The 21,300-nt window shown below is 70.1% G+C and carries 20 protein-coding genes; 14 read left to right on the forward strand and 6 right to left on the reverse strand.

Annotated features, from left to right (window positions below; translation table 11 throughout):
* Positions 1-115 precede the first annotated feature (115 nt).
* Positions 116-937 (reverse strand): lysozyme, encoded by an 822-nt coding sequence (locus F0L68_RS20545; RefSeq protein WP_149851246.1) that lies wholly within the window; start codon positions 935-937, stop codon positions 116-118.
* 158 nt (positions 938-1,095) lie between these two features.
* Between F0L68_RS20545 and gad the strand changes: the two genes are divergently transcribed.
* Positions 1,096-2,493 (forward strand): glutamate decarboxylase, encoded by a 1,398-nt coding sequence (gene gad / locus F0L68_RS20550; RefSeq protein WP_149851247.1) that lies wholly within the window; start codon positions 1,096-1,098, stop codon positions 2,491-2,493.
* A 28-nt stretch (positions 2,494-2,521) separates the two neighbouring features.
* Here the strand turns inward: gad and F0L68_RS20555 are convergent, their stop codons facing one another.
* Positions 2,522-2,767: a hypothetical protein gene (locus tag F0L68_RS20555; RefSeq protein ID WP_149851248.1), complete on the reverse strand. Its 246-nt coding sequence runs from the start codon at positions 2,765-2,767 to the stop codon at positions 2,522-2,524.
* A 141-nt stretch (positions 2,768-2,908) separates the two neighbouring features.
* Between F0L68_RS20555 and F0L68_RS20560 the strand changes: the two genes are divergently transcribed.
* Positions 2,909-3,229: a hypothetical protein gene (locus tag F0L68_RS20560; protein WP_149851249.1), complete on the forward strand. Its 321-nt coding sequence runs from the start codon at positions 2,909-2,911 to the stop codon at positions 3,227-3,229.
* A gap of 147 nt (positions 3,230-3,376) precedes the next feature.
* Positions 3,377-3,634, forward strand: coding sequence for a hypothetical protein (locus tag F0L68_RS20565; RefSeq protein ID WP_149851250.1), 258 nt, complete (start codon positions 3,377-3,379; stop codon positions 3,632-3,634).
* Positions 3,635-3,712: 78 nt separating this feature from the next.
* Here F0L68_RS20565 and F0L68_RS20570 read toward each other — a convergent pair whose 3' ends face one another.
* Positions 3,713-3,997 (reverse strand): ribbon-helix-helix domain-containing protein, encoded by a 285-nt coding sequence (locus F0L68_RS20570; RefSeq protein ID WP_149851251.1) that lies wholly within the window; start codon positions 3,995-3,997, stop codon positions 3,713-3,715.
* A gap of 176 nt (positions 3,998-4,173) precedes the next feature.
* Between F0L68_RS20570 and F0L68_RS20575 the strand changes: the two genes are divergently transcribed.
* A complete protein-coding gene (locus F0L68_RS20575) occupies positions 4,174-4,380 on the forward strand; it encodes a hypothetical protein (protein ID WP_149851252.1) in 207 nt (68 codons plus the stop codon).
* Between the two features lie 72 nt (positions 4,381-4,452).
* Here the strand turns inward: F0L68_RS20575 and F0L68_RS20580 are convergent, their stop codons facing one another.
* Positions 4,453-5,307: an aldo/keto reductase gene (locus tag F0L68_RS20580; protein WP_149851253.1), complete on the reverse strand. Its 855-nt coding sequence runs from the start codon at positions 5,305-5,307 to the stop codon at positions 4,453-4,455.
* Positions 5,308-5,538: 231 nt separating this feature from the next.
* On the opposite strand from F0L68_RS20580, the gene F0L68_RS20585 reads away from it, so the two are divergent.
* The 3 genes from F0L68_RS20585 to F0L68_RS20595 all read left to right on the forward strand — a co-directional run bounded on the left by F0L68_RS20585 (position 5,539) and on the right by F0L68_RS20595 (position 9,238).
* The gene (locus F0L68_RS20585) at positions 5,539-6,351 is read left to right on the forward strand and encodes an SAM-dependent methyltransferase (RefSeq protein ID WP_149851254.1); all 813 of its coding nucleotides are present in this window, start codon (positions 5,539-5,541) and stop codon (positions 6,349-6,351) included.
* 139 nt (positions 6,352-6,490) lie between these two features.
* Positions 6,491-8,653, forward strand: a complete 2,163-nt coding sequence (locus tag F0L68_RS20590) for a putative bifunctional diguanylate cyclase/phosphodiesterase (protein WP_188316705.1) — start codon at positions 6,491-6,493, stop codon at positions 8,651-8,653.
* 69 nt (positions 8,654-8,722) lie between these two features.
* Complete coding sequence (locus tag F0L68_RS20595; protein WP_149851255.1) at positions 8,723-9,238, forward strand: DinB family protein; 516 nt, start codon at positions 8,723-8,725, stop codon at positions 9,236-9,238.
* A gap of 56 nt (positions 9,239-9,294) precedes the next feature.
* Here F0L68_RS20595 and F0L68_RS20600 read toward each other — a convergent pair whose 3' ends face one another.
* Positions 9,295-11,151 carry a glycoside hydrolase family 15 protein gene (locus F0L68_RS20600; RefSeq protein ID WP_223198981.1) on the reverse strand — a complete coding sequence of 619 codons (1,857 nt, stop codon included), beginning with the start codon at positions 11,149-11,151 and terminating at the stop codon, positions 9,295-9,297.
* 115 nt (positions 11,152-11,266) lie between these two features.
* The gene (locus F0L68_RS20605) at positions 11,267-13,978 is read right to left on the reverse strand and encodes a glycoside hydrolase family 2 protein (protein WP_188316706.1); all 2,712 of its coding nucleotides are present in this window, start codon (positions 13,976-13,978) and stop codon (positions 11,267-11,269) included.
* 216 nt (positions 13,979-14,194) lie between these two features.
* Here F0L68_RS20605 and F0L68_RS20610 point away from each other — a divergent pair, with 216 nt between their 5' ends.
* From F0L68_RS20610 to purM, 7 genes are all read left to right on the forward strand, one after another.
* Entirely contained in the window at positions 14,195-14,839 is a 645-nt protein-coding gene (locus F0L68_RS20610; RefSeq protein ID WP_149851257.1) for a DUF3558 domain-containing protein, read from the forward strand.
* A gap of 105 nt (positions 14,840-14,944) precedes the next feature.
* A complete protein-coding gene (locus F0L68_RS20615) occupies positions 14,945-15,325 on the forward strand; it encodes a ubiquitin-conjugating enzyme family protein (RefSeq protein WP_149851258.1) in 381 nt (126 codons plus the stop codon).
* A gap of 76 nt (positions 15,326-15,401) precedes the next feature.
* Positions 15,402-16,778 (forward strand): PPE domain-containing protein, encoded by a 1,377-nt coding sequence (locus F0L68_RS20620; protein WP_149851259.1) that lies wholly within the window; start codon positions 15,402-15,404, stop codon positions 16,776-16,778.
* A complete protein-coding gene (locus F0L68_RS20625) occupies positions 16,775-17,581 on the forward strand; it encodes an ESX secretion-associated protein EspG (RefSeq protein ID WP_149851260.1) in 807 nt (268 codons plus the stop codon). Before F0L68_RS20620 ends, F0L68_RS20625 begins: the two co-directional genes overlap by 4 nt.
* A gap of 295 nt (positions 17,582-17,876) precedes the next feature.
* Complete coding sequence (locus F0L68_RS20630) at positions 17,877-18,260, forward strand: sterol carrier family protein (RefSeq protein ID WP_149851261.1); 384 nt, start codon at positions 17,877-17,879, stop codon at positions 18,258-18,260.
* A 166-nt stretch (positions 18,261-18,426) separates the two neighbouring features.
* Positions 18,427-19,992 carry an amidophosphoribosyltransferase gene (purF, locus tag F0L68_RS20635; protein ID WP_149851262.1) on the forward strand — a complete coding sequence of 522 codons (1,566 nt, stop codon included), beginning with the start codon at positions 18,427-18,429 and terminating at the stop codon, positions 19,990-19,992.
* 34 nt (positions 19,993-20,026) lie between these two features.
* Positions 20,027-21,124: a phosphoribosylformylglycinamidine cyclo-ligase gene (purM, locus tag F0L68_RS20640; RefSeq protein WP_149851263.1), complete on the forward strand. Its 1,098-nt coding sequence runs from the start codon at positions 20,027-20,029 to the stop codon at positions 21,122-21,124.
* The last annotated feature ends 176 nt before the right edge of the window (positions 21,125-21,300 follow it).

A 21,300-nucleotide genomic window follows, 5' to 3' on the forward strand; every position in this document is an offset into this window, starting at 1 on the left:
CAAGGTGACCATCTAGCTCGAAAGTGTGAGGGTCCAGTAACGAAATTGCCAGTCGTGTGGTGAATTAGTCACGTAGAAGGACTAAGATCGTCAGCTGCCGGACGGTCGCGCGTCGTCACCCGGTCGCGAACGCCCGCAGTTGGTCGTAGCTGCCGTTGAAGGCGTTCTGATCACCGGGGAACATGCCGGAGTTGGCGTACTGCCAGATCGAGTAGCCACCCCAGCTGGCCGGCAGGTCGCCGACGCTGTCGGCGTACCTGGCCACCCACAGGGGGTTCGCGCCGAAGCCCGGGTTGTTGTTCGTGCAGCGGGCCCACCAGTTCAGGCTGGTGTAGATCACCGGATAGCGGCCGATGCGGGCCCTGATCTGCTCGCTGAACGCGCTGAGCCAGTTCGCCATCTGGAACCGGTCCATGCCGTAACACGTGTCGCCGTAGGGGTTGTACTCGATGTCCATCGCCGGCGGCAGCGTCCTGCCGTCCGGCGACCAGCCGCCGCCGTGGTCGACGAAGAAGTTGGCCTGGTCGACGCCGTTGGACACGTCCGGCAGCGCGAAGTGGTAGGCCCCGTGGAACATGCCGACGTTGTAGGCGCCGTTGTACTGCTGGCCGAAGTTCGGGTTGGTGTAGGTGACGCCCTCGGTCGCCTTGACGTAGGCGAACCTCGCGCCGTTGTTCGCGGCGGCCTGCCAGTCGATGTCGCCCTGGTGGCTGCTGACGTCCATGCCGGCCACGCCGCCGTCGCGCAGGTGCGTAGGCGCGCTCCGCGCGACGCCCTCGTGTTTGGCGATCTCCGAGCCCGCGTAGTGGTCCTCCGGCGAGGAACCCGGCGGGGCGGCCGCGGCGACCGGCAGGCCGCCGATGATCACGGCGCTCGCCACGAGCGTCGCGGTGCCGAGTCGGGTGCTCCAGGGGCGCGGGCGGTTGCGGTGGGCCACGGATGTCCCCCATCCGGTTGGGCGGAGGCCGCCATGCTGGTGTTCGGTCAGCGAGGTGACCTCGGTGTGGTGGCGCGCTTCGACTGTTCGGGTTAGATCGTGCAGCCTTTCGCGGCAATCCGCATCCGGTGATCCCCTCGGGTCCTACATTCGGTGACATGCCGCGCGCACACGAACCACTCGAGGAAGACAACGGCAGGGCGGAGGTCTCGGTGAACCCGGTGTTCACCAGGGAACCCGTGCGGGTGCCCCGCAACGAGCTGCCGCCACGGGGCGTCGACCCGGACATCGCCTACCAGGTCGTGCACGACGAGCTGATGCTCGACGGCAACGCGCGGCTCAATCTCGCCACCTTCGTGACGACCTGGATGGAGCCCCAGGCGAAGGTGCTGATGGCCGAGTGCTTCGACAAGAACATGATCGACAAGGACGAGTACCCCAGGACCGCGGATCTGGAGATGCGCTGCGTCCGGATGCTCGCCGACCTCTGGCACGCCCCGGACGCCTCGCTCGCGCCGGGCTGCTCGACCACCGGATCGAGCGAGGCGTGCATGCTCGCCGGCCTCGCGCTCAAGCGGCGCTGGCAGCACGCGCGCCGCGCCGCCGGCAAACCGACCGACCGGCCCAACATCGTGATGGGCGTCAACGTCCAGATCTGCTGGGAGAAGTTCGCCAACTTCTGGGACGTCGAGGCGCGCCTGGTGCCCATGTCCGGCGATCGGTTCCACCTGTCGGCGGCGGAGGCGGCCGCGCACTGCGACGAGAACACCATCGGCGTGGTGGCGATCATGGGCTCGACCTTCGACGGCAGCTACGAGCCGGTGGCCGAGATCTGCGCCGCGCTCGACGAGCTGGCCGAGCGCACCGGCGTGGACGTCCCGGTGCACGTGGACGGCGCGTCCGGCGCGATGATCGCGCCGTTCTGCGATCCGGGGCTGGAGTGGGACTTCCGGCTGCCCAGGGTCGCCTCGATCAACACCTCGGGGCACAAGTACGGGCACGTCTACCCCGGGGTCGGCTGGATCGTCTGGCGGGAGGTCGCCGCGCTGCCGGAGGACCTGGTGTTCCGGGTGAACTACCTCGGCGGGAACATGCCGACCTTCGCGCTGAACTTCTCCAGGCCCGGCGCGCAGGTGGTCGCCCAGTACTACAACTTCCTGCGGCTGGGCTTCGACGGCTACCGGCGGGTGCAGGAGTCCTGCCGCGAGGTGGCCACCTCGCTGTCGGCGCGGATCGCGGCGCTTGGCCCGTTCCGGCTGCTCACCGACGGCAGCGAGCTGCCGGTGTTCGCCTTCACCCTGGCCGAGGGCGTCACCAGCTTCTCGGTGTTCGACGTGTCGGCGGCGCTGCGGGAGAACGGCTGGCTGGTGCCGGCGTACACGTTCCCGGCGGACCGGACGGACCTCGCCGCGCTGCGGATCGTGGCGCGCCTCGGGTTCTCGCACGACCTGGCCGACCTGCTGGTCGAGGACCTGACCAGGGCGCTGCCGAGGCTGCTCGCGCAGAGCGGGCCGATCAGGGGTCCCGAGGGGGCCAGCTTCGCGCACGGCGCCTGACCCGGATCGCCCAGCGATCGGCACAGCTCTACAGCAGCACGACCTCGCGGACGGTGCGGTCGGTGCGCACCAGCACCTCGGCGTGCTCCTCCCGGATGGCGCGGTAGACCAGCTCGCCGTAGGCGACGAGCCGGCGCAGCGCCTCGCTGAGGCCGACGTGCTCGCGCTCGATCACGAGCTGGAGCGCGAGCACGGTCTCCGGGGCGACGGCCGCGTCGATCCGGCTGACGCGGTGCGCGGCGCCGTGACGGGTTGGCTCAGTGGCATGGTCCATGACGCCGCCCTCCGTTGGTCGCCCCTCTGTTCGTCGAGTATCGCATCATCACCACGTTGCCGCAACATATCTGCCACACATTCTGTGGTAGATCGTCACTGGCTATGATCTGATCCGGGGGTCACGGAGAGGGATCGCGCGATGACCGAGTCGAAGCCCGAGGCCGACCAGGTGGAGACGTGGACGGACGAGGACAGTGGTCCGCTGTTCCTCGGTCCCGTCGTCGACGCCCGCGAGCAGCGCCGGCACGTGGCCGGCATGCAGTCCCGCGTGCTGCTCGGCATCGGCGCGATCTTCCTGGTGACGCTGCTGGTCATCGTGCTCGGCCCGAGGTACTTCCAAATGCAGCAGGACGTCGTGCACCAGCTCATCCAGACCGTGCTGCCCTCGGTGCTGGCGGCGGGCGCGACGATTGTCGGCACGCTGTTCGGCGCGGCCGCGAACCGGCGCGAGGATCGCTGAGCTGCCATCCTCACTCGAATGCGCACCCGGTAGGGGTCCGGAAAGTGGCCCAGAAGCGGGCCGGGGTGGGTCAGAATGTGGCCGGTGATTATGTGGATTCGATAACTGTGTACACGGGTGTGTCCACGTGGGTGTACACATATTGATATGGGTGACGTGGTGGGGGGCCCAGTCGCGTTGTCGGTTCGCGAGGCGCGCGCTCAACTGTGCCAGATCCTGCGGGACTACCGAGATCGTCCCGACGAGGCCGAACCGGTCTACATCGGCACGCACCGGCATCACGAGGCGGTGCTGATCAGTGCCGAGCTGTTTCACGAACTCGCGAAATGGGCCGCGCGCGGCAGGTCGATGGCCTGGTACTTCGAAGAGCATCAAGAAGCCGGGTTCGGCCTTCGCGAACGCTGAAGAAGCCGAGAGCGACGCGCTCCCGGCTTCCCGAGTCTTCCTGTGCCATTGCCGATATCTGCAACATTGCCGATATCGTTAGAGCAGGACGACTTCCTTGGTCGAGTCGTCCGTTTTCACCAGCAGGTCGGCGCCGTCCTCCCGGACGGCCCGATAGACGAACTCCCCGTAACCGATGAGCCGCCGAACCGCCTCCGTGAGACTCACGCCCTCACGGTCCATCACCAGCTCGAGCGCGCGCACGGTGTCCGGCGTGACCGCGACATTGATCCGTTTCGGATCAGGCCGCCGCTCCTTGCCCTGTTTCCCGGCATCCTGGGACGACCGGGTGCCCGCTGACTGGGGGCGACTGGCTGCGCTCATGTCCGTCTCCTCCGACGTGGGTTCAGCGAGGCTCCGGCACCCACAGTACGCCAACCAGCCACGTAAGTGAAGTCGAAAACGTGGTGAATCTGTGTCAGATCTGACAGAAGCCTACCAGGGCGAGCGGGTACGCTTGGTTGTCGTTCCCCAACCGACCGTGATCGGGAGATCCAACGATGACGAACGGAGCCGCCGGCGACGACGAGGTGCTGGCGGACGGCACCTGGACGGACGACGTCGACCGCGGCGACATCCCCACGACCAGGGTCATCGGCACCATCGACCGCCCCGACCTGGTGATCACCTCGACCAGGACGATGCCGATGACCCCGGCCCGGGCGCTCGAGGTCGTCAGGGACCTCCGCCCGGCCAAGCGCCGGTAGACAGTGCCGGTAGGCAGCGCCCGTAGACGACAGGCGGCGCGGGGCGGCCGCGCCCGCTCACGCCTCGCCCCCTTACGCCTGGCTTAGCCTGGCGACCTCCTCCTCGGACAGCGTCAGGTCCGCCGAGGCGGCCGAGTCGCGCACGCTCTGCGGCCGCGACGCGCCGGGAATCGGCACCACCACCGGCGACAGGGCCAGCATCCAGGCCAGGCAGACCTGCTGCGGGCTGACCCCGTGCCGCTGTGCGACCTCGGCGAACGCGCCGAACCGGTCGCCGAGCACGCCGGCGTTGGCGATGCCGCCGAGCGGGCTCCACGGCAGGAAGGCGACGCCGAGCGAGTCGCACAGCGCCAGCTCCGGCTCGCTCGACCGGAACGACGGCGAGAACTGGTTCTGCACCGAGGCGAGCCGGCCGTCGAGGACCTTGTTCGCCTCGGCGATCTGCTCAGGGTCGAAGTTGGACACGCCGGCCAGCCGGATCTTGCCGGCGTCGAGCAGGTCGGCCAGCGCCCCGACCGAGTCCGCGATCGGCACGCCATTGTCCGGCCGGTGGAACTGGTACAGCCCGATCGCCTCGACGCCGAGCCGCCGCAGCGACGCGTCGCAGGCGGCCTTCAAGTACTCGGGGCGGCCGTCGAGCCCCCATCCGCCGCCGGGGGTGCGGGTGTGCCCGCCCTTCGTGGCCACCAGGACGTCCGTGCGCCCGAACCCGCGCAGCGCCTCGGCGATCAGGTCCTCGTTGTGGCCGAAGTCGGTCTCGTCCATCGAGTAGGCGTCGGCCGTGTCGATCAGCGTCACGCCGGCGTCCAGCGCGGCCCGGATCGTCGCGACCGACCGTTCCCGGTCCGGCCGGCCCTGGATCGACATCGGCATGCCACCGAGCCCGATCGCGCTGACCTCGCTGTCGCCGATCCGCCGAAACTTCATGTCGCTCCCTTCACCACGTCTTGGCTGTGTCTTCGAGTTGACCAGAACCCGCCGGGTCCCGCACTCGGGCGGCCGTGAGCAGCGCCACCGATCGGTGATCACACATGCCGCCAAGCGGGCGGTGCGCGCCGTTGCCGAGTTGGCCATGATGGACCAGCCATGTCCGCCGAGCGGGGGCTGTGTCACTGTGACCGTGTCAGCACCGATCCCTGAACGACGGAGGTGACGAGCGTGGAACGACCCAACTGGGCTCCAGGAGACATCGATGTGGAGCGCGCCAGCGTCGCTCGCGTCTACGACTACTGGCTGGGCGGTGCGCACAACTTCGCAGCGGACCGGGCCGCGGCCCGGCAGGCGCTCGAGGCGATGCCCGAGCTCAAGAGCGTCATCCTCACCAACCGGGCGTTCCTGCGCAGAGCGGTGCGGTACCTGGCCTCCGTCGGCATCCGCCAGTTCCTCGACCTCGGGTCCGGCATTCCCACCGTCGGCAACGTGCACGAGGTGGCTGGGCAGGTCGACCCCACCACGCGGGTCGTCTACGTGGACATCGACCCGGTCGCCGTCGCGCACGGCAGGGCGATCCTCGCCGAGGACCCGAACGTCACCATGGTGCGGGCCGACGTCAGGGACACCGCGTCCGTGCTGGAGTCCGCCGAGATCAGGAAGCTGTTCGACCCGACGGAGCCGGTGGCCGTGCTGATGATCGCGCTGCTGCACTTCATGCCGGACGAGACCGACCCGTACGGCATGGTCGCCACCTACCGGGACAGCATGCCGTCGGGCAGCTACCTGGCCGTCTCGCACGCTGGCTTCGAGTCGGGCGAGGAACCGTTCGGCTGGCGGCGCGCGCGGGACCTCTACGAACGGCAGGTCACGCCGATGACGAACCGGACCGGCGCCGAGTTCGCCCGCTTCTTCGAGGGCTTCGACCTGGTCGAGCCCGGCCAGGTGCGGATCCCGCTGTGGCGCCCGGACTCGCCGGACGACGTCGAGGAGACGGCGGCCAGGTATCCCGGGTTCGGGGCGGTCGGCCGGAAGCCGTGATGTTCGACGTCGCCCATGCGCCGGTCGTATGCTCCGCAGTGTCCGGCCAGGGTCCCGGGGTTCCCACGGCCGGTACCGTGCACGGGGTCGCGACGCAGAGTCCCCACCACCGTCCTTGCCGACCCCCTGGCAGGCGAACATGACCGACCGGACGTTCCACAGCGTGTCGCCAAGCGCAACCGGGCTCGATCCCGCGGTGCTGGCCGGCGCGGAGTCGTTCGCGCGCAGCTGGGCCACGGCCGTCATCGGCAGCAGCTACGTGCCGATGACCAGGGCCGAGGTCGCCGATCACCTGCGGGCGCTGACCGAGCTGCTCGTCGGCGCGCTGTACACGAACCCGTTCCGCACCGCGCCCGGCTACGACATCGGCACCAGGCTGGTCGAGGCGCACTTCACCAGCACCGACACGCTCGGCCGCACCGTCCAGCTGCTCGGCGACGATTTACTCACCGCACTCGGCCTGGCGGGCGACGAGCGGATGCGGTCGCGGCTGGCCGCGCTCCAGGGCGCCCTGGCCGCCGGCTACTCCCGCGCGCTGCGCGAGCGGACCCTCGCCGAGCAGGAGGCGATCCGCGCCGCCGTGCTCGACGCGCGGGACCAGGCGGAGACCGCCCTGCGGGCCAGTGAGGCGCGGTTTCGGGCCATGTTCACCGAGGCCGCGATCGGCATCGGCATCGCCGCGATCGACGGCACCATCCTGGACGTCAACCAGTCGCTCCAGGACATGCTCGGCTACACCGTCGAGGAGATGCGCGCCCGCAACGTCCGCGACCTCATGCACCCCGAGGACGCGGCGAGCGTCTGGCGGCTCTACGACCAGCTGATCAGGGGCGAGTGCGACCACTACCGCGCGGAGAAGCGGTTCAACCGCGCGGACGGCGAGCAGGTGTGGACGCACCTGACGCTGTCGCTGGTCCGCGACGACCACGGCGAGCCGCAGTACCAGGTGGCGATGATCGAGGACGTCACCGACCGGCACCTGTTGCAGAACCGGCTGCGTTTCCAGGCCCTGCACGACCCGCTGACCGGGCTGCCCAACCGGGCGCTGTTCCTCGAGCGGCTCGGCAAGGCGTTCAACGTGCGCAGCCCGCGCGCCAGGGTCGGCCTGTGCTACCTCGACCTCGACGGCTTCAAGGTGATCAACGACAGCCTCGGGCACGACATCGGCGACCAGCTGCTGATCGAGGTCGGGCGGCGGCTGGACAGCTCGGTGGCCGGCGAGGGCAGGCTGGTGGCCAGGATGGGTGGCGACGAGTTCGTCATCCTGGTGGAGGGCTCGGCCGGCACGCAGGACATCGTCGAGGTGGCGGACCGCGTGCTGCGCACGCTGGAGGGCCCGGTGCGGATCGGCGGCCACGAGCTGTCGATCTCCGCGAGCATCGGCATCGTGGAGCGGGCTGTCGCCGGCACCACGGCCGCCGAGCAGATGCGCGACGCGGACATCACGCTGTACTGGGCGAAGGCGGACGGCAAGAGCCGCTGGGCGCTGTACGACCCGGAGCGCAACGCCCGCGAGGTCGCCAGGTTCACGCTGTCCGCGACGATGCCGGCCGCGTTGGAGCGGGACGAGTTCTACGTCGACTACCAGCCGTTGGTGCGGCTGGAGGACAGCACGGTGGTCGGCGTCGAGGCGCTGGTCCGCTGGCAGCACCCGGAGTTCGGGCGGCTCGCGCCGGACCGGTTCATCGAGCTGGCCGAGGAGACCGGGCTGATCGTGCCGCTGGGCAGGTGGGTGCTGCGCAAGGCGTGCGAGCAGGCCCGCCGCTGGTTGGTCGAGTTCGGCGACAGCGCGCCGTTCGTGAGCGTCAACCTCGCGGTGCGGCAGTCCCGCGACCCCGAGCTGGTGCGGGACGTGCGGCGGATCCTCGACGAGTGCGAGCTGCCGCCGACGCATCTCCAGCTGGAGCTCACCGAGAGCGCGATCATGGGCACTGCGGACGAGCCGCTGGAGGCGCTGCGCAGCCTGTCGGACATGGGCGTGCGGATCGCCATCGACGACTTCGGCACCGGCTACTCGAACCTGGCCTACCTGCGGCACCTGCCGGTGCACGAGCTGAAGGTGGCGGGCTCGTTCATGGAGGGCCTGCGCGCGGCGGACGGCGCGGACCCGGTGGACGCCCAGATCGTGGCGACCCTGGTGCAGCTGGCGCACGCGCTCGACCTGACCGTCACCGCGGAGGGTGTCGAGACGCCCGCGCAGGCCGAGCGGCTGCGCCGGATCGGCTGCGACGCGGGCCAGGGCTGGTTCTTCGCCAGGCCGGGACCGCCGGAGGACATCGACCGCCTGCTGCACGGCGACTAGGGCGGTGTCCGGTGGATCCCGCCCAATAATCGCTCGACCGCCCCACCGACTTGCGTGAAACTCCCGACGATGACGCAACGAACCGACACGCCTCCCACCTGGGACGAGCGCACGCAGCTGAGCACCTTCCTGGACTACGCCCGTGACACGGCGCGAGCCAAGTGCGAGGGCGTGTCCGAGGAAGACGCCAGCAGAGCCCCGCTTCCGAACTCGCCGCTGATGACCCTGTGCGGGCTGATCAGCCATCTGCGGTGGGTCGAGTACCACTGGGTCCAAGTGATGTTCCTCGGGGAGGAACCCTCGGGTCCGCTCACGCAGGCGAGCGACGAGGACCCCGACCCCGAGATGCGGACAGCGGTCGACATTCCGTTGCCCCGGCTGCTCGCCGAATACGAGGAGCAGAGCGACCGCTACCGTCGCCTGCTGGCCGACCACGACCTGAACTCACGGGCCAAGCGCTCCATCAGCGACGGCCGCCACGTGGACCTCCGCTGGGTGATCCTCCACCTCATCGAAGAGATCTCCCGACACAACGGGCATCTCGACATCGTGCGGGAGCTCGTCGACGGACGGACCGGCGTCTAGGTGTACTGACCTGTGCGGTGGATCTTGCGGGTGAGGCCGCCCCGGGAGCGTCCGGGTCAGGAGTCGCCGTTGCGGCGGTCGCGCTCGTGCCGGCTGTGCCCGTCGCCGTAGAGCACCGCGGCGCTGTTCACCAGCGCGAGATGGCTGAACGCCTGCGGGAAGTTGCCGGTGAACCGGCCCCGCTCGGCGTCGTACTCCTCGGCGAGCAGGCCGACGTCGTTGGCAAGGCCGAGCAGCCTGCCGAACATCGCCTCGGCCTCCGACCGCCGGCCGGCCAGCGCGAGCGCGTCGACGAACCAGAACGAGCACGCCAGGAACGAGCCCTCCGTGCCGACCAGGCCGTCCACCGTCGACTCGCCAGGCACGGTCGTGTACCGGTCGACCAGGTCGCCGTGCCTGAGCTGCGCGCTGACCGCCTCGATGGTGGCCAGCACCCGCTCGTCGCGGCCTGGCAGGAAACCGACGGCCGGGATGAGCAGGGTCGCCGCGTCCAGGTCGGTGCCGCCGTAGTACTGGGTGAACGCGCCGACCTCGTCGTTCCACCCCTTGGCCAGCACCTCGGCGTGCACCTCGTCGCGCAGCTCCCGCCACCGGTCGACCGGCCCAGGCAGCCCGTCCTCCTCGACGGCCCGGACCGCCCGGTCGAACGCCACCCACACCATCACCCTGGAGTGGGTGAAGTACCGGTCGGGGCCGCGCACCTCCCACAGGCCCTTGTCCGGCTGCTGCCAGATCTCCTCGAGGTGCCGCAGCAGCCCGCGCTGCATCGCCCACGAGTCGGCGGTCTCGCCGAGCCCCCGCTCCCGCGCGAGGTGCAGCGCGTCCATCACCTCGCCGTAGACGTCGAGCTGGAGCTGCCGGTAGGCGGCGTTGCCGATCCGCACCGGCTTCGCGCCCTGGTAGCCGGGCAGCCAGTCCACCTCCCACTCCACGAGGTGCCGCTCGCCGGACAGCCCGTACATGATCTGCACGTCGCCGGGGTCGCCGGCGACCGCGCGGCGCAGCCACTTCCGCCACGACTCGGCCTCGCTCGAGCAGCCGAAGTTGTCGAACGCCAACAGCGTCAGCGTGGCGTCGCGCAGCCAGCAGTACCGGTAGTCCCAGTTGCGTTCCCCGCCGAGCTGCTCGGGCAGCGACGTGGTCGGCGCGGCGACGATGCCGCCGGTCGGCGCGTAGGTCAGGCCCTTGAGCGTGGCCAGGGACCGGTGCACCTGCTCAGCGTGCGGTCCGTCGTAGGTGATCCGCCCCGACCAGTCGCGCCAGAAGCGCTCGCTGCGGCGGACCTCGCTCTCGGCGTCCAGCGGGGGCGGCGGCTCGTCCGGGACGGCCAGGAACTCCATCGTCCAGGCGAGGCGCTGGCCAGCCGCGACGGTGAACACCGCCTCGTGCGCCCGCTCGTGGTGCACCCGGTAGGGCAGCCGGTCGCCGTACAGGGCGACGGCGGACGGCCCGGCCACCGCGACGATGCACTCCTGCTCGTGCAGGTGGTGCCGGCGCACCCACGGCACCGAGTCGGCGTAGGCGAACCGCACCACCCAGCGCAGCGACACCTCGACCTCGCCGGACACGCCCTCGATCACCCGCACCAGCCGGGTGTTCGCGTCGGCGTCGTGTTCCTGCGGCGGCATGGTGTCGATCAGCCGCACCACCCCGTCGTCGGTGCGGAACTCCGTCTCCAGCACCAGGGTGTTGTCGCGGTAGCGCCTGGAGACCTCCAGCACCTCGCCCGTCGGCCCGATCCGCCAGTGGCCGCTCTGCTCGTCGCCGAGCAGCCTGGCGAAGCAGGACGGCGAGTCGAATCGCGGCATGCACAGCCAGTCGATCGAGCCGTCGAGCCCGACCAGCGCGGCGGTGCGCAGGTCGGACAGCAGTGCGTAGTCCTCGATTCGGCCTGGGCCGCTGTGTGACGCCACGACGCGAGGTTAGTTCCTCGATCCCCGTCGCGCGCCCCTCCCGGCCGCACGGGCGGCGGGTTCGACCGGGGTTCGACCGGGTCCGCTGCCGGACCCGGTCGAACCGTCGCCGTGGTCAGTGCGTGTTCATTCCGGAGACCTGCACGGTCGGGGTTGCGCCGCCGAGGTCGGCCTGCCGGTACTGCGCGTGCACCGTCACGGACTCGCCCGGCCAGATCGTCACGTAGTCGTCGGACCACGTCACCGGCGTCACCTCCGCGCCGCCGACGCCCCTGCGGATCGACGCGCGCAGGAAGAACGCGACGCTCGACCCCTTGTTGGACAGCGTCACCGCGGTGTCCATCCGGTCGCCGGTCGGCGTGCTGGTCGAGCTGACGTCCACGGTGGCCTGCTTGAGCCGCTGGAGCCCGGTCAGGTCCGCGTAGCCGCTCTGCGGGGTGTCGTACCAGGTCGACTTCGCCCAGTCGAGCTGATCGTCCTTTGTGGACAGCCAGTACACGTTCCTGTCGAGCACCTGGCCGCCGGCGTCGCGCACCAGCAGCCGCACGAAGTACGTCGTGGACAGCCCGGCGGGCTTCGGCATGGTGTCGACCGACACCGAGCCGTTTCCCTTGGCGGTGACCGACTTCCTGGTGCTGTCGGACCGCACCGTGCCGTCCAGGTCGAACACGGTGGTCTGCACGGACAGGCCGGCCCGGTCGGCGAGGCCGGTGTTCACCAGCGCGATGGAGCGGTCGTCGTAGGAGTACTGGGCGTGCAGCGGCCGCAGCGCGGACTTGGCCCCGAAGTAGGAGCCGGACGGCGCGAGCGAGTTGTCGAACAGGTGCCAGTAGATCGTCGGCCACGGGTTGTTGAGCATCCAGTAGATGACGCCGGTCGCCGGGTTCCGCGCGTCGGACTGGTCCCGCCCGTACGCCTCGAACTGCGCGCGGTTCACCTCGTAGTTGGTCAGCTGCGCCTTGCGGGTGAAGTCCTCGAGGCTGGTCGGCGCGCCGTAGCGGGCGGCGAGCGCGGTGTGGAACGAGCCGAGCTTGCTGAACACCCCGCTCGGCGACAGGTGGTACTGCGCCTTGGTCGGGTTCTTCCACAGGTCGGTCAGCTCGGTGGGGGACAGGTACTTCCTGAGCGCGTCCAGGTCAGAGATGGTCGGACCAGGCCCCACCTCCGAGGCGAACCCTGCCGCGCCAGCGCCACCGAACTTGGTGGCGTACCAGTAGTTCGGCGGCACCCACCAGTACGGACCCGCCATCTTGTTGCCGGAGTCGCCGAGCTGCGCGTTGGTGCGCTTGGCCGCGGACGGGATGATCGGCACCTGCCAGTCGGCCGCGTTCAGGCCGTCCACGTAGTCCTTGGTGGTGCGCGCCGACGGGGTCTCGTCGCTGCCGACGTAGAAGCCGACCACGCTGGGGTGGTTGCGCAGCCGCGCGCCCTCGGTCACCGCGGACGCCTTGGCCGTCGCGTGGTCCAGCTCGCTCCACTTGCCGTCGGACTGCCACCACGAGCAGCACTCCCAGCCGGGCAGCAGCATGATGCCGAGCTGGTCGGCCAGCTGGTACAGCTCGTCGTTCTCCTCCTTGCCCTCAAGGCGAACCGTGTTCAGCCCGAGGTCGCGGACGTAGGAGAGCTGGTCGGTCATGCGCTGCCTGTCGTAGCGCAGGAACAGGTCTGAGGACCAGCCGCCGCCGCGGATCAACATGTCCTTGCCGTTGACCGTCAGCCGCATCGAGCCCGCGTCGGTGAGCGTGGACTTCACGTCGCGGATGCCGAAGTCGGTGTCGGCCGAGTCGGACGGCTGGCCGTTGACGGTCGCGGCGAGCGAGAGGTGGTAGAGCGGCTGGTCGCCGTACTGGTAGGGCCACCAGACTTTCGGGTTCGCCACGCGCAGGCTTGGGTAGCCGTCCGGTGCGAAGGACACCGTGCGGGTCTCGTTTGGCTTGAGGGTGATCTGCTGGCTGAAGGCGATTGCGTTGATGGTGCCGGACACCTGGGTGTTGACGGACTGGTTGGTGTTGTTGCGGACCTCGGCGCGGACGGTCAGGTCGGCGCTGGCCAGGCCGGGCAGCGCGAGCGCGGTGACCACCCGCGCGTTGCGCACGGACACCGCGCCGGACTGGGCGAACTGCACGTCCCGCCACACGCCCATGTCGTTGTCCGGGGCGGGCGGGGACCAGTCCACGAAGCTGATCGCCAGGTCCTTCTTCGGATCGGCCGGGAACGCCTTGATGGCCAGGGCGTTGGCGCCGCCGGTGAGCAGGCTGGTGACGTCGAACTCGTGCGCCGGGTAGGCGCCGGCGACCTGGTCGGGGCCCGCGACCCTGGTGCCGTTGAGCCAGACCTCGGCGCGCGGGATCACGCCGCCCGTGAGCCGCAGGAAGGTGTGGCCGCCGGGCTGCGCGGTCCGTGAGGGCGCGGTCTGTGGGGTCTGTGGGGGCGCGGTCTGTGGGGGCGCGGTGAACGAGCGCCGGTACCACCAGGCGACCGCGAAGTCGGCCTTGTTGACCTTGTCCCTGAGGTTGGTCGAGTAGTTGACGTCCCCGTATTTGTTGTTGGCGAGCAGGCCGCCGAACACGGTCGACCTGGCCGGCACGGTGAGCCAGCCCCTGTCGTCGTAGGCGGGCCGGGAGATGGCGTCGCCGCCCTGGGTCGCGGTCGCGCTGGACTGGAGGCGCCAGTCCGGCACCGTGCTGACCTGCCCGGGTTGCGTCGGCGCGGCGAACCCCGGGCTCGGCCCTGGGCTTGGCCCCGCGCCGGCCGGGGCGTCCGGCACGAGCAGGGTCAGCCCCAGCAGGGTCGCCAGCAACCAGGGGACCTGACGTTTGCGCAGCATGCTGCTCCTCGGCGCGTCAGGGCGGCGGCGCATCGTTTCGTAAGGAGGCTTTCTTTTTGGGCCCGGTGCGGCAATGCCCCGTTCGAGTGCAATGTGCGGACTGTGCGTGTTCGTCTGGAAGGTCTGCGCGTGGTGCGAGTCACGCCGGCGTCATCCGTTGCGTGTTGTCCCCGGTTCGCTGCTCACCGTGTGCGGGTGTTCGGTAGGTTTGGCCCCATGCGGAGTACCTGGCAGCGCCTCGCGCTCGCGCTGGCCGTCGTGACCGTGCCCGTCCTCGCGATCACCGGCTGCTCGGACAAGACCGGTGGTACCGCGTCTGGAACCGGGAGCGTTGGCGCCTCGACCGCGCCGTCGACCGCAGGTTCGGGTTCGGCGTCGACCTCGGCCAGCTCGGCCGCGACGCCTGTGACCAGGCCTCGGCAGGTTGATCTCAAGAAGATCACCGACCCGTGCGCCCTCTACACGCCGCAGCTCAAGCAGGCGTTCGGCCTGGACCGCCCTCCGCTGGCCGGCGCAGCCTCGGCCATGTTCGGCAAGGGGCCCGCCTGTGATGACTTCAACAGCTCCGGCACCGGGGCGAAGGACATCGGGCTGAGTTTCGCGCCGGTCGCCAACCAGGGCATTGCCGACTGGTTGAAGGTGAACACTCCCAAGGACAAGACCAGCGTGCAGGCCGCCGGTTTCCCGGCGATCAGGTACACCACCGGCCAGGCGTGTTTCGTCCAGGTGGACGTCGCCGACGGCCAGTACCTCGTCGTCCAGTTCACCGACGTCTCGCTCAAGCCGGACCGGGCGACCACGCCCGAGGAGCGCTGTCAGGGCGCCGCCAAGGCAGCTGAGCTGGTCGTCGCGTCGCTGTAGCACGAATTTGGTGGGAACCACCCCGTTACGTCATGCATCAGAGTTAGAGTCGTCCCAAATGCACACTGGGGCAGGTACAGATTCACAGTCACAGGGAGGCGTGTCGTGTTCATCGCCGACGGTGGGGGCTCGTCGTCGAGCCCGTTGCCTGACTACGTTGGGAAGCAGCAGAAGCTGAGCATCGACCCCTCTGCGATTCCGGCGGCGCGGGCCAGCTTCGAGACTGCGCTCGACAAGGTCAAGCTGCAGATTCGGACCATTCAGGACCTGGACGTCTCGCCATGGGCGGGCGACCCGGTGAGCACCGAGACCGCCGACCACTTCAACAACCGCGCCCGCAGCGACGCGAACTCCGCGCTGGACGTCCTCAAGGGCTACCAGCAGCAGTTGCAGGGCACGGTCGACGCGCTCAAGGCGACCGAGGCGAGCTACCGACAGGTCGAGGGCGACAACGCGGCTCTCTGGGGCAAGCACAGCCGCGCCTGACCTTCCCGTCGAGTAGCAGCACCACCCACCAGACCTCACCGAACCGGCAGGACACGCACCCGAGGGGACGAAGCGGATGGCTGACCACCGCTGGCAAGGCCACGAGCACCAGCAGCTCTACGACTGGATCCACGCCGGTCCGGGACCGCAGGCGTCGACGACCTCCGAAGACGCCTGGGGTGGGCTCACCACCGCGCTCCAGGACATCAACAAGGAGCTCGACGACTCGCTGAAGAAGATCAACGTCGCCTGGGAGGGCGACGCCGGCGCCTCGGCGGTGCAGGGCCTGACTCCGCTCGGCCAGTGGGCGCAGGACGCGCAGACCGGTTCGACCACGATGAAGTCCTCCGCGACGCTCCAGGGCGAGTACGTCTCGACCGCGCGCAAGGAGATGCCGGAGCCGGTCAAGATCACCACCGAGAAGCCCGGCGCTGGCGCGTACGTCGCTGGCTTCTTCACCGGTGACCTCGGGCACGTGATCCAGCAGGCGAAGGACCACGAGACGCAGGAGAGCGCGCAGGACGGCGCGCAGCAGAAGGCCGTCGAGGTGATGAACAACTACCAGTCGAGCAGCGAGTGGAACCGCAACACGCTCGGCACGTTCGTCGCCCCGCCCGCTGTCGTCGTCGACACTCCGCAGCCGTCGAACAGCGACTTCAACTACAGCGTGCAGCCGGGTAGCTACACCCACAACACGCCCGGCCTCCCCTCGCACAGCGGGACCACCTCGCCGAGCTTCGCCGGTGGCGGTAGCGGTGGCGGCGGTGGTGGCGGCTGGACTCCGCCGCAGCAGGTCACGACGCCTAGCTACTCCCCGCCCCCGCCCCCCACGTTCCACCCCGGTGGCGGTGGCGGTCCCATCACGGCGCCGAGCCACTACATGCCGCCGCCGGCCCCGCCGCAGCAGACCCAGCCGCCGGGTGGCGGCTGGAACCGTCCGCCTGTCGGTGGCGGTACCGGCCAGCAGCCTCCGTTCGGCTGGGGCGGCATGCCCGGCCCCGGCGGCGAAGGCCCAGGCGGCCCCGGCTCGGGTCGCGGTCCCGGCGGCTTCCGCGGCGGTCCGGGCAGTGGCCCCGGTGGCGGCGGCTCCGGTCCCGGTGGTGGTCGCATGTCGCCTGAGGAAGCGGCTCGTCGCTTCGGCTCCGGCGGCTCCGGCGGTGCCGGTGGCGCTGGTGGCGCGGGCGGTTCGTCCAACGCGGCCGGCAAGGGCTCGTCCTCCGGTCTCGGCGCGTTCGGCGAGGAGTCGCAGCTCGGTCGCGGTGGCGCGGCCGGCGCGGGCGCGGCAGGTCGCGGCGGCCAGGGCGGCGCCCCGATGGGCGGCCAGGGTCATGGCGCGAACGGCGAGGAGGACACCGAGCACCAGACGGCCGACTACCTGGTCGAGACCGACGACGTGTTCGGTGACGACCGCAAGGTCGCCCCGTCGGTGATCGGCGAGACCCCGCGACAGTGACGTACTTCGGCGGGCCGGCGGAGCGCACGGCGATCAGTCTGTCGGCCCTGGAGTTCGACGTGCTGTGGGAGCACTTGGACCTCGGGCCGATGCCCCTGGTCGTCAAGGTGCCCTCACCGGGCAAGACGTACGCCGAGCGGCATGAGCTTGAGCGGCAGGCGTGGCACGGGATGGAGAGCAAGGGGCTTGGTCGAGCAGTCGACCTCGACCCCGAGCTCGACCATCTCGTGCGCATGCTGGCCAGGCCGCAGCGTGAGGTGGACGGCCGCATCTGGATCGGACACAGCGTCCGGGTGCTGGCCGTCGCCAACGGCGACTACGGTGCCGTCGCCACGCTCAGCCAGGGGCAGCTCACGCTGCGCAGGGCCGGTGGCTCCGGGCTGCCGTCCGCCGTGGTCGGCGAGCTGCCGGCGCACCCGGCCGGCACGGGTCATTCGGTGACGCTGCGCAGCGTTGACCTGGACGACGCGGTCAAGCAGGCCGACGGCACCCCCAAGGGACTGGAGAACGCCCTGCGTGGACGCGGCGTCCGAGAAGGCGACGCGGAGACCCTGGTGAAGATGTTCACCGGGCTCACCCACACCGGGAACTTCGGCGCCGCGGCACGGGACAAGTGGGGCAAGCGGCACCGCGCCGAGCGCGTGGTCGCCTTTTTCGACACCGAGAACGGGCGCTACCTACAGCAGCGCCGCTCGTCCAACGGCAGCGAACCGTGGAGCACCTTCTCCCCGGTGGACACCAGGCGACTGTCGCACCAGGTGGACGAACTCCTCACCGAGGCCGTCCGCAACGCCATGGGTTGATCTTTTGCGGTATCCACCGACCCCGACGCATTTGGCGTCGGGGTCGGTGGTGTTCTGTGGGTGTGGGCCGTATGGCAGGTGAGGGCGCTCTGGCCGTTTGAGAGGTGAGGACGCCCCGGCCGGCGACTCGCTTCGCTCGCTGCCCGGTTTCTTGGCTACCTGTGTTTTTTGGGCCTCGCGCGCCCCGCACCGTCACGAAGTGGAAAAGCGGAGCGCTGGGCGCTGGGCGTGGGCCCGCGCCGTCACGAAGTGAAAAACGGGCGGGGCGTGTGGGGTCGCGCCGTAGCCTTTGGGTGTGTCTCCTCGTCAGGCCGTTGATGCGCATGAGCTTCGGGCGGCTGTGGCCGTCGTTCTTCCTTGGTTGTCCGGCGGGGCGGACCAGCCGGAGCGATCTGTGCTGGCGGCTGCTGTTCGGCTTAGTCTTCGGACGCTTGAGCAGATTGCGCCAGGGCACAGTGTTGAGGTTCGGGTGCCGCCGTTTGCTGCTGTGCAGTGCGTTGCTGGGCCTCGGCACACCCGGGGGACGCCGCCGAACGTGGTCGAGACCGATCCCCGGACTTGGCTGGAACTGGCCACCGATCGACTGCGCTGGGCCGACGCGGTGCGCGACGGGCGGGTCAACGCGTCCGGTAGCCGGGCGGACATCTCGGCGTTGCTGCCGATCCTCCGGATGGACTGACCCCGGAACGGGTGGTTTCGCCAACCTGTCCCACTCGCCTCCGTGACCGCATGAACACCGCGAACAGTGCGTTTGCTCACGTCCGGGGGGTACTGACTAGCGTGAACAGCCCCTGTTGCCACTTACACTGAGGTGCAGTCCGACTCCGTCCTCCAGGGAGCACTCGGTGGTCACCGACCAGTCAGAAGCCGGACCCGGACAACCCAACCCCGAATTGACCGCGCATGAACAACCCGAGCGCGAGCCGCGCGAGGAGTGCGGCGTCTTCGGTGTGTGGGCGCCCGGCGAAGAGGTCGCAAAACTCACCTACTACGGGCTGTACGCGCTTCAGCACAGAGGGCAGGAAGCGGCGGGCATCTCCGTCGCCGACGGCCGCCAGATCGTCGTGTTCAAGGACCTCGGGCTGGTCAGCCAGGTCTTCGACGAGCAGGTGCTGTCCTCGCTGCGCGGCCACGTCGCCGTCGGCCACTGCCGCTACTCCACGACCGGGTCGACGACCTGGGAGAACGCGCAGCCGACGTTCCGCAACACCGCGGCCGGCAGCGGCATCTCGCTCGGCCACAACGGCAACCTGGTGAACACCGCCGAGTTGCAGGCGAAGGTCCGCGAGGCCGGGGTGGACACCCGCAACGGCGCGACGACCGACTCCGACCTCGTCTGCGGGCTGCTCGCGGCGGCCGCCGCGGACGTGGGCGTCGAGCAGGCCGCGCTGGACCTGCTGCCGACCCTGCGCGGCGCGTTCTGCCTGGTCTTCGCCGACGAGTCGACGCTGTACGCGGCGCGCGACCCGCACGGCGTGCATCCGCTGGTGCTCGGCAGGCTCGAACGCGGCTGGGTGGTGGCCAGCGAGACGGCCGCCCTCGACATCGTCGGCGCGTCCTTCGTCCGCGAGGTCGAGCCGGGCGAGCTGCTGACCATCGACGAGAACGGCCTGCGCAGCAGCCGATTCGGCAACCCGGAGCCCAAGGGCTGCGTCTTCGAGTACGTCTACCTGGCCCGCCCGGACACCGCGATCGCGGGCCGTTCGGTGCACGCCACGCGGGTGGAGATCGGCCGCAGGCTGGCCGAGGAGGCCCCTGTCGAGGCCGACCTCGTCATCCCGGTGCCCGAGTCGGGCACCCCTGCGGCGATCGGCTACGCGCAGGCGTCGGGCATCCCCTACGGCTCCGGCCTGGTGAAGAACGCCTACGTCGGCAGGACGTTCATCCAGCCGTCGCAGACGATCCGCCAGCTCGGCATCCGGCTCAAGCTCAACCCGCTGCGCGAGGTGATCCGGGGCAAGCGGCTGGTCGTCGTCGACGACTCGATCGTGCGCGGCAACACCCAGCGCGCGCTGGTGCGGATGCTGCGCGAGGCCGGCGCCCTCGAGGTGCACGTCCGGATCGCGTCGCCGCCGGTGCGCTGGCCCTGCTTCTACGGCATCGACTTCGCCTCCCGCGCCGAGCTGGTGGCCAACGGCCTCGACATGGACGGCATCCGCCGCTCGATCGGCTCCGACTCGCTCGCCTACGTCTCGCTGGAAAGCCTGATCGCGGCGACCGAGCAGCCGAAGTCCCGGCTGTGCCGGGCCTGTTTCGACGGCGTGTACCCGATCCCGCTGCCCGAGGACGCGTTGATCGGCAAGCACCTGCTCGAAGGCATCGGCACCGGCCTGGAGAAGGGCACCTCGGGCTCGGCCACCCCCGTGTTGCCGAGCGGGTACGGTGCCGAGGACGCCCTGCGCCGACCGTGAATCCAGCCATGACCCCGACGATGGAGATTCCGCAGTGACCAGCCAGACCGACCGGGACCTCGACGAGCAGAGCCCGAAGGCCACCTACGCAGCCGCCGGGGTCAGCATCGCGGCGGGTGACGAGGCGGTCGAGAAGCTCAAGCCGTGGGCGGACAAGGCCCAGCGGCCCGAGGTGCTCGGCGGCATCGGCGGGTTCGCCGGCCTCTTCCAGCTCAAGCTGGACCGGTGGAAGGAGCCGGTGCTCGCGGCCTCCACGGACGGCGTCGGCACGAAGATCGCGATCGCGCAGGCCCTCGACGTGCACGACACGGTCGGCATCGACCTGGTCGCGATGGTCGTGGACGACCTCGTGGTCTGCGGCGCGGAACCGCTGTTCCTCCAGGACTACATCGCGGTCGGCCGGGTCATCCCGGACAAGATCGCGGCACTGGTGAAGGGCATCTCCGAGGGCTGCGTGCAGGCGGGTTGCGCGCTGCTTGGCGGCGAGACCGCCGAGCACCCCGGCCTGATGGGCGACGGCGACTACGACCTGTCCGCCACGGGTGTCGGCGTGGTCGAGGCCAACGCGGTGCTCGGTCGGGACCGGGTCAAGCCGGGCGACGTGATCATCGGCATGGGCTCGTCCGGCCTGCACTCCAACGGTTTCTCGCTGGCCAGGCACGTGCTGCTGGAGATCGCCAGGATGCCGTTGACCGGGCACGTCGAGGAGTTCGGCAGGACGCTCGGCGAGGAGATGCTGGAGCCGACCAGGATCTACGCCAAGGACTGCCTCGCGCTGGTCGCCGAGGCCGAGGTGCGCACGTTCGCGCACATCACCGGCGGCGGCCTGGCCGCGAACCTCGCCAGGGTGCTGCCGAGGGGCCTGCGCGCCGACCTCGACCGGGGCACCTGGACGCCGGCCCCGGTGTTCGCCCTGATCGCCCAGCGCGGCAGGGTCGAGCGCGAGGAGATGGAGAAGACGTTCAACATGGGCGTCGGCATGGTCGCGGTGGTGGCGCCCGAGGACGTGGACCGCGCGCTGGCCGTGCTCACCGCCCGCCACGTGCCCGGCTGGGTGCTCGGCGAGGTCAGCAGGGCCGAGGACGCCGACGCGCCGCGCGCCGTGCTTGCCGGGGATCACCCCAGGTTCTGATTCCGGCTCCTGGGCCACGACGTGACGCCCGTTCGGCGTTGTGGCAGGTCGTGTCCCGTGGGTCTTTTCCGTCGCGAGCGGGGATCCAGGTGTCGTCTCGCAAGGCGCGCACGCGTCCCCATCCCGGTGTTGGATGGGGGCGTGGGCGCAACGCGGCGAGGCGGCGGCTGGGCCCC

Origin of the sequence: Solihabitans fulvus, from assembly GCF_008386585.1 — a bacterium.
In the GTDB taxonomy this organism is placed as follows: Bacteria; Actinomycetota; Actinomycetes; order Mycobacteriales; family Pseudonocardiaceae; genus Solihabitans; species Solihabitans fulvus.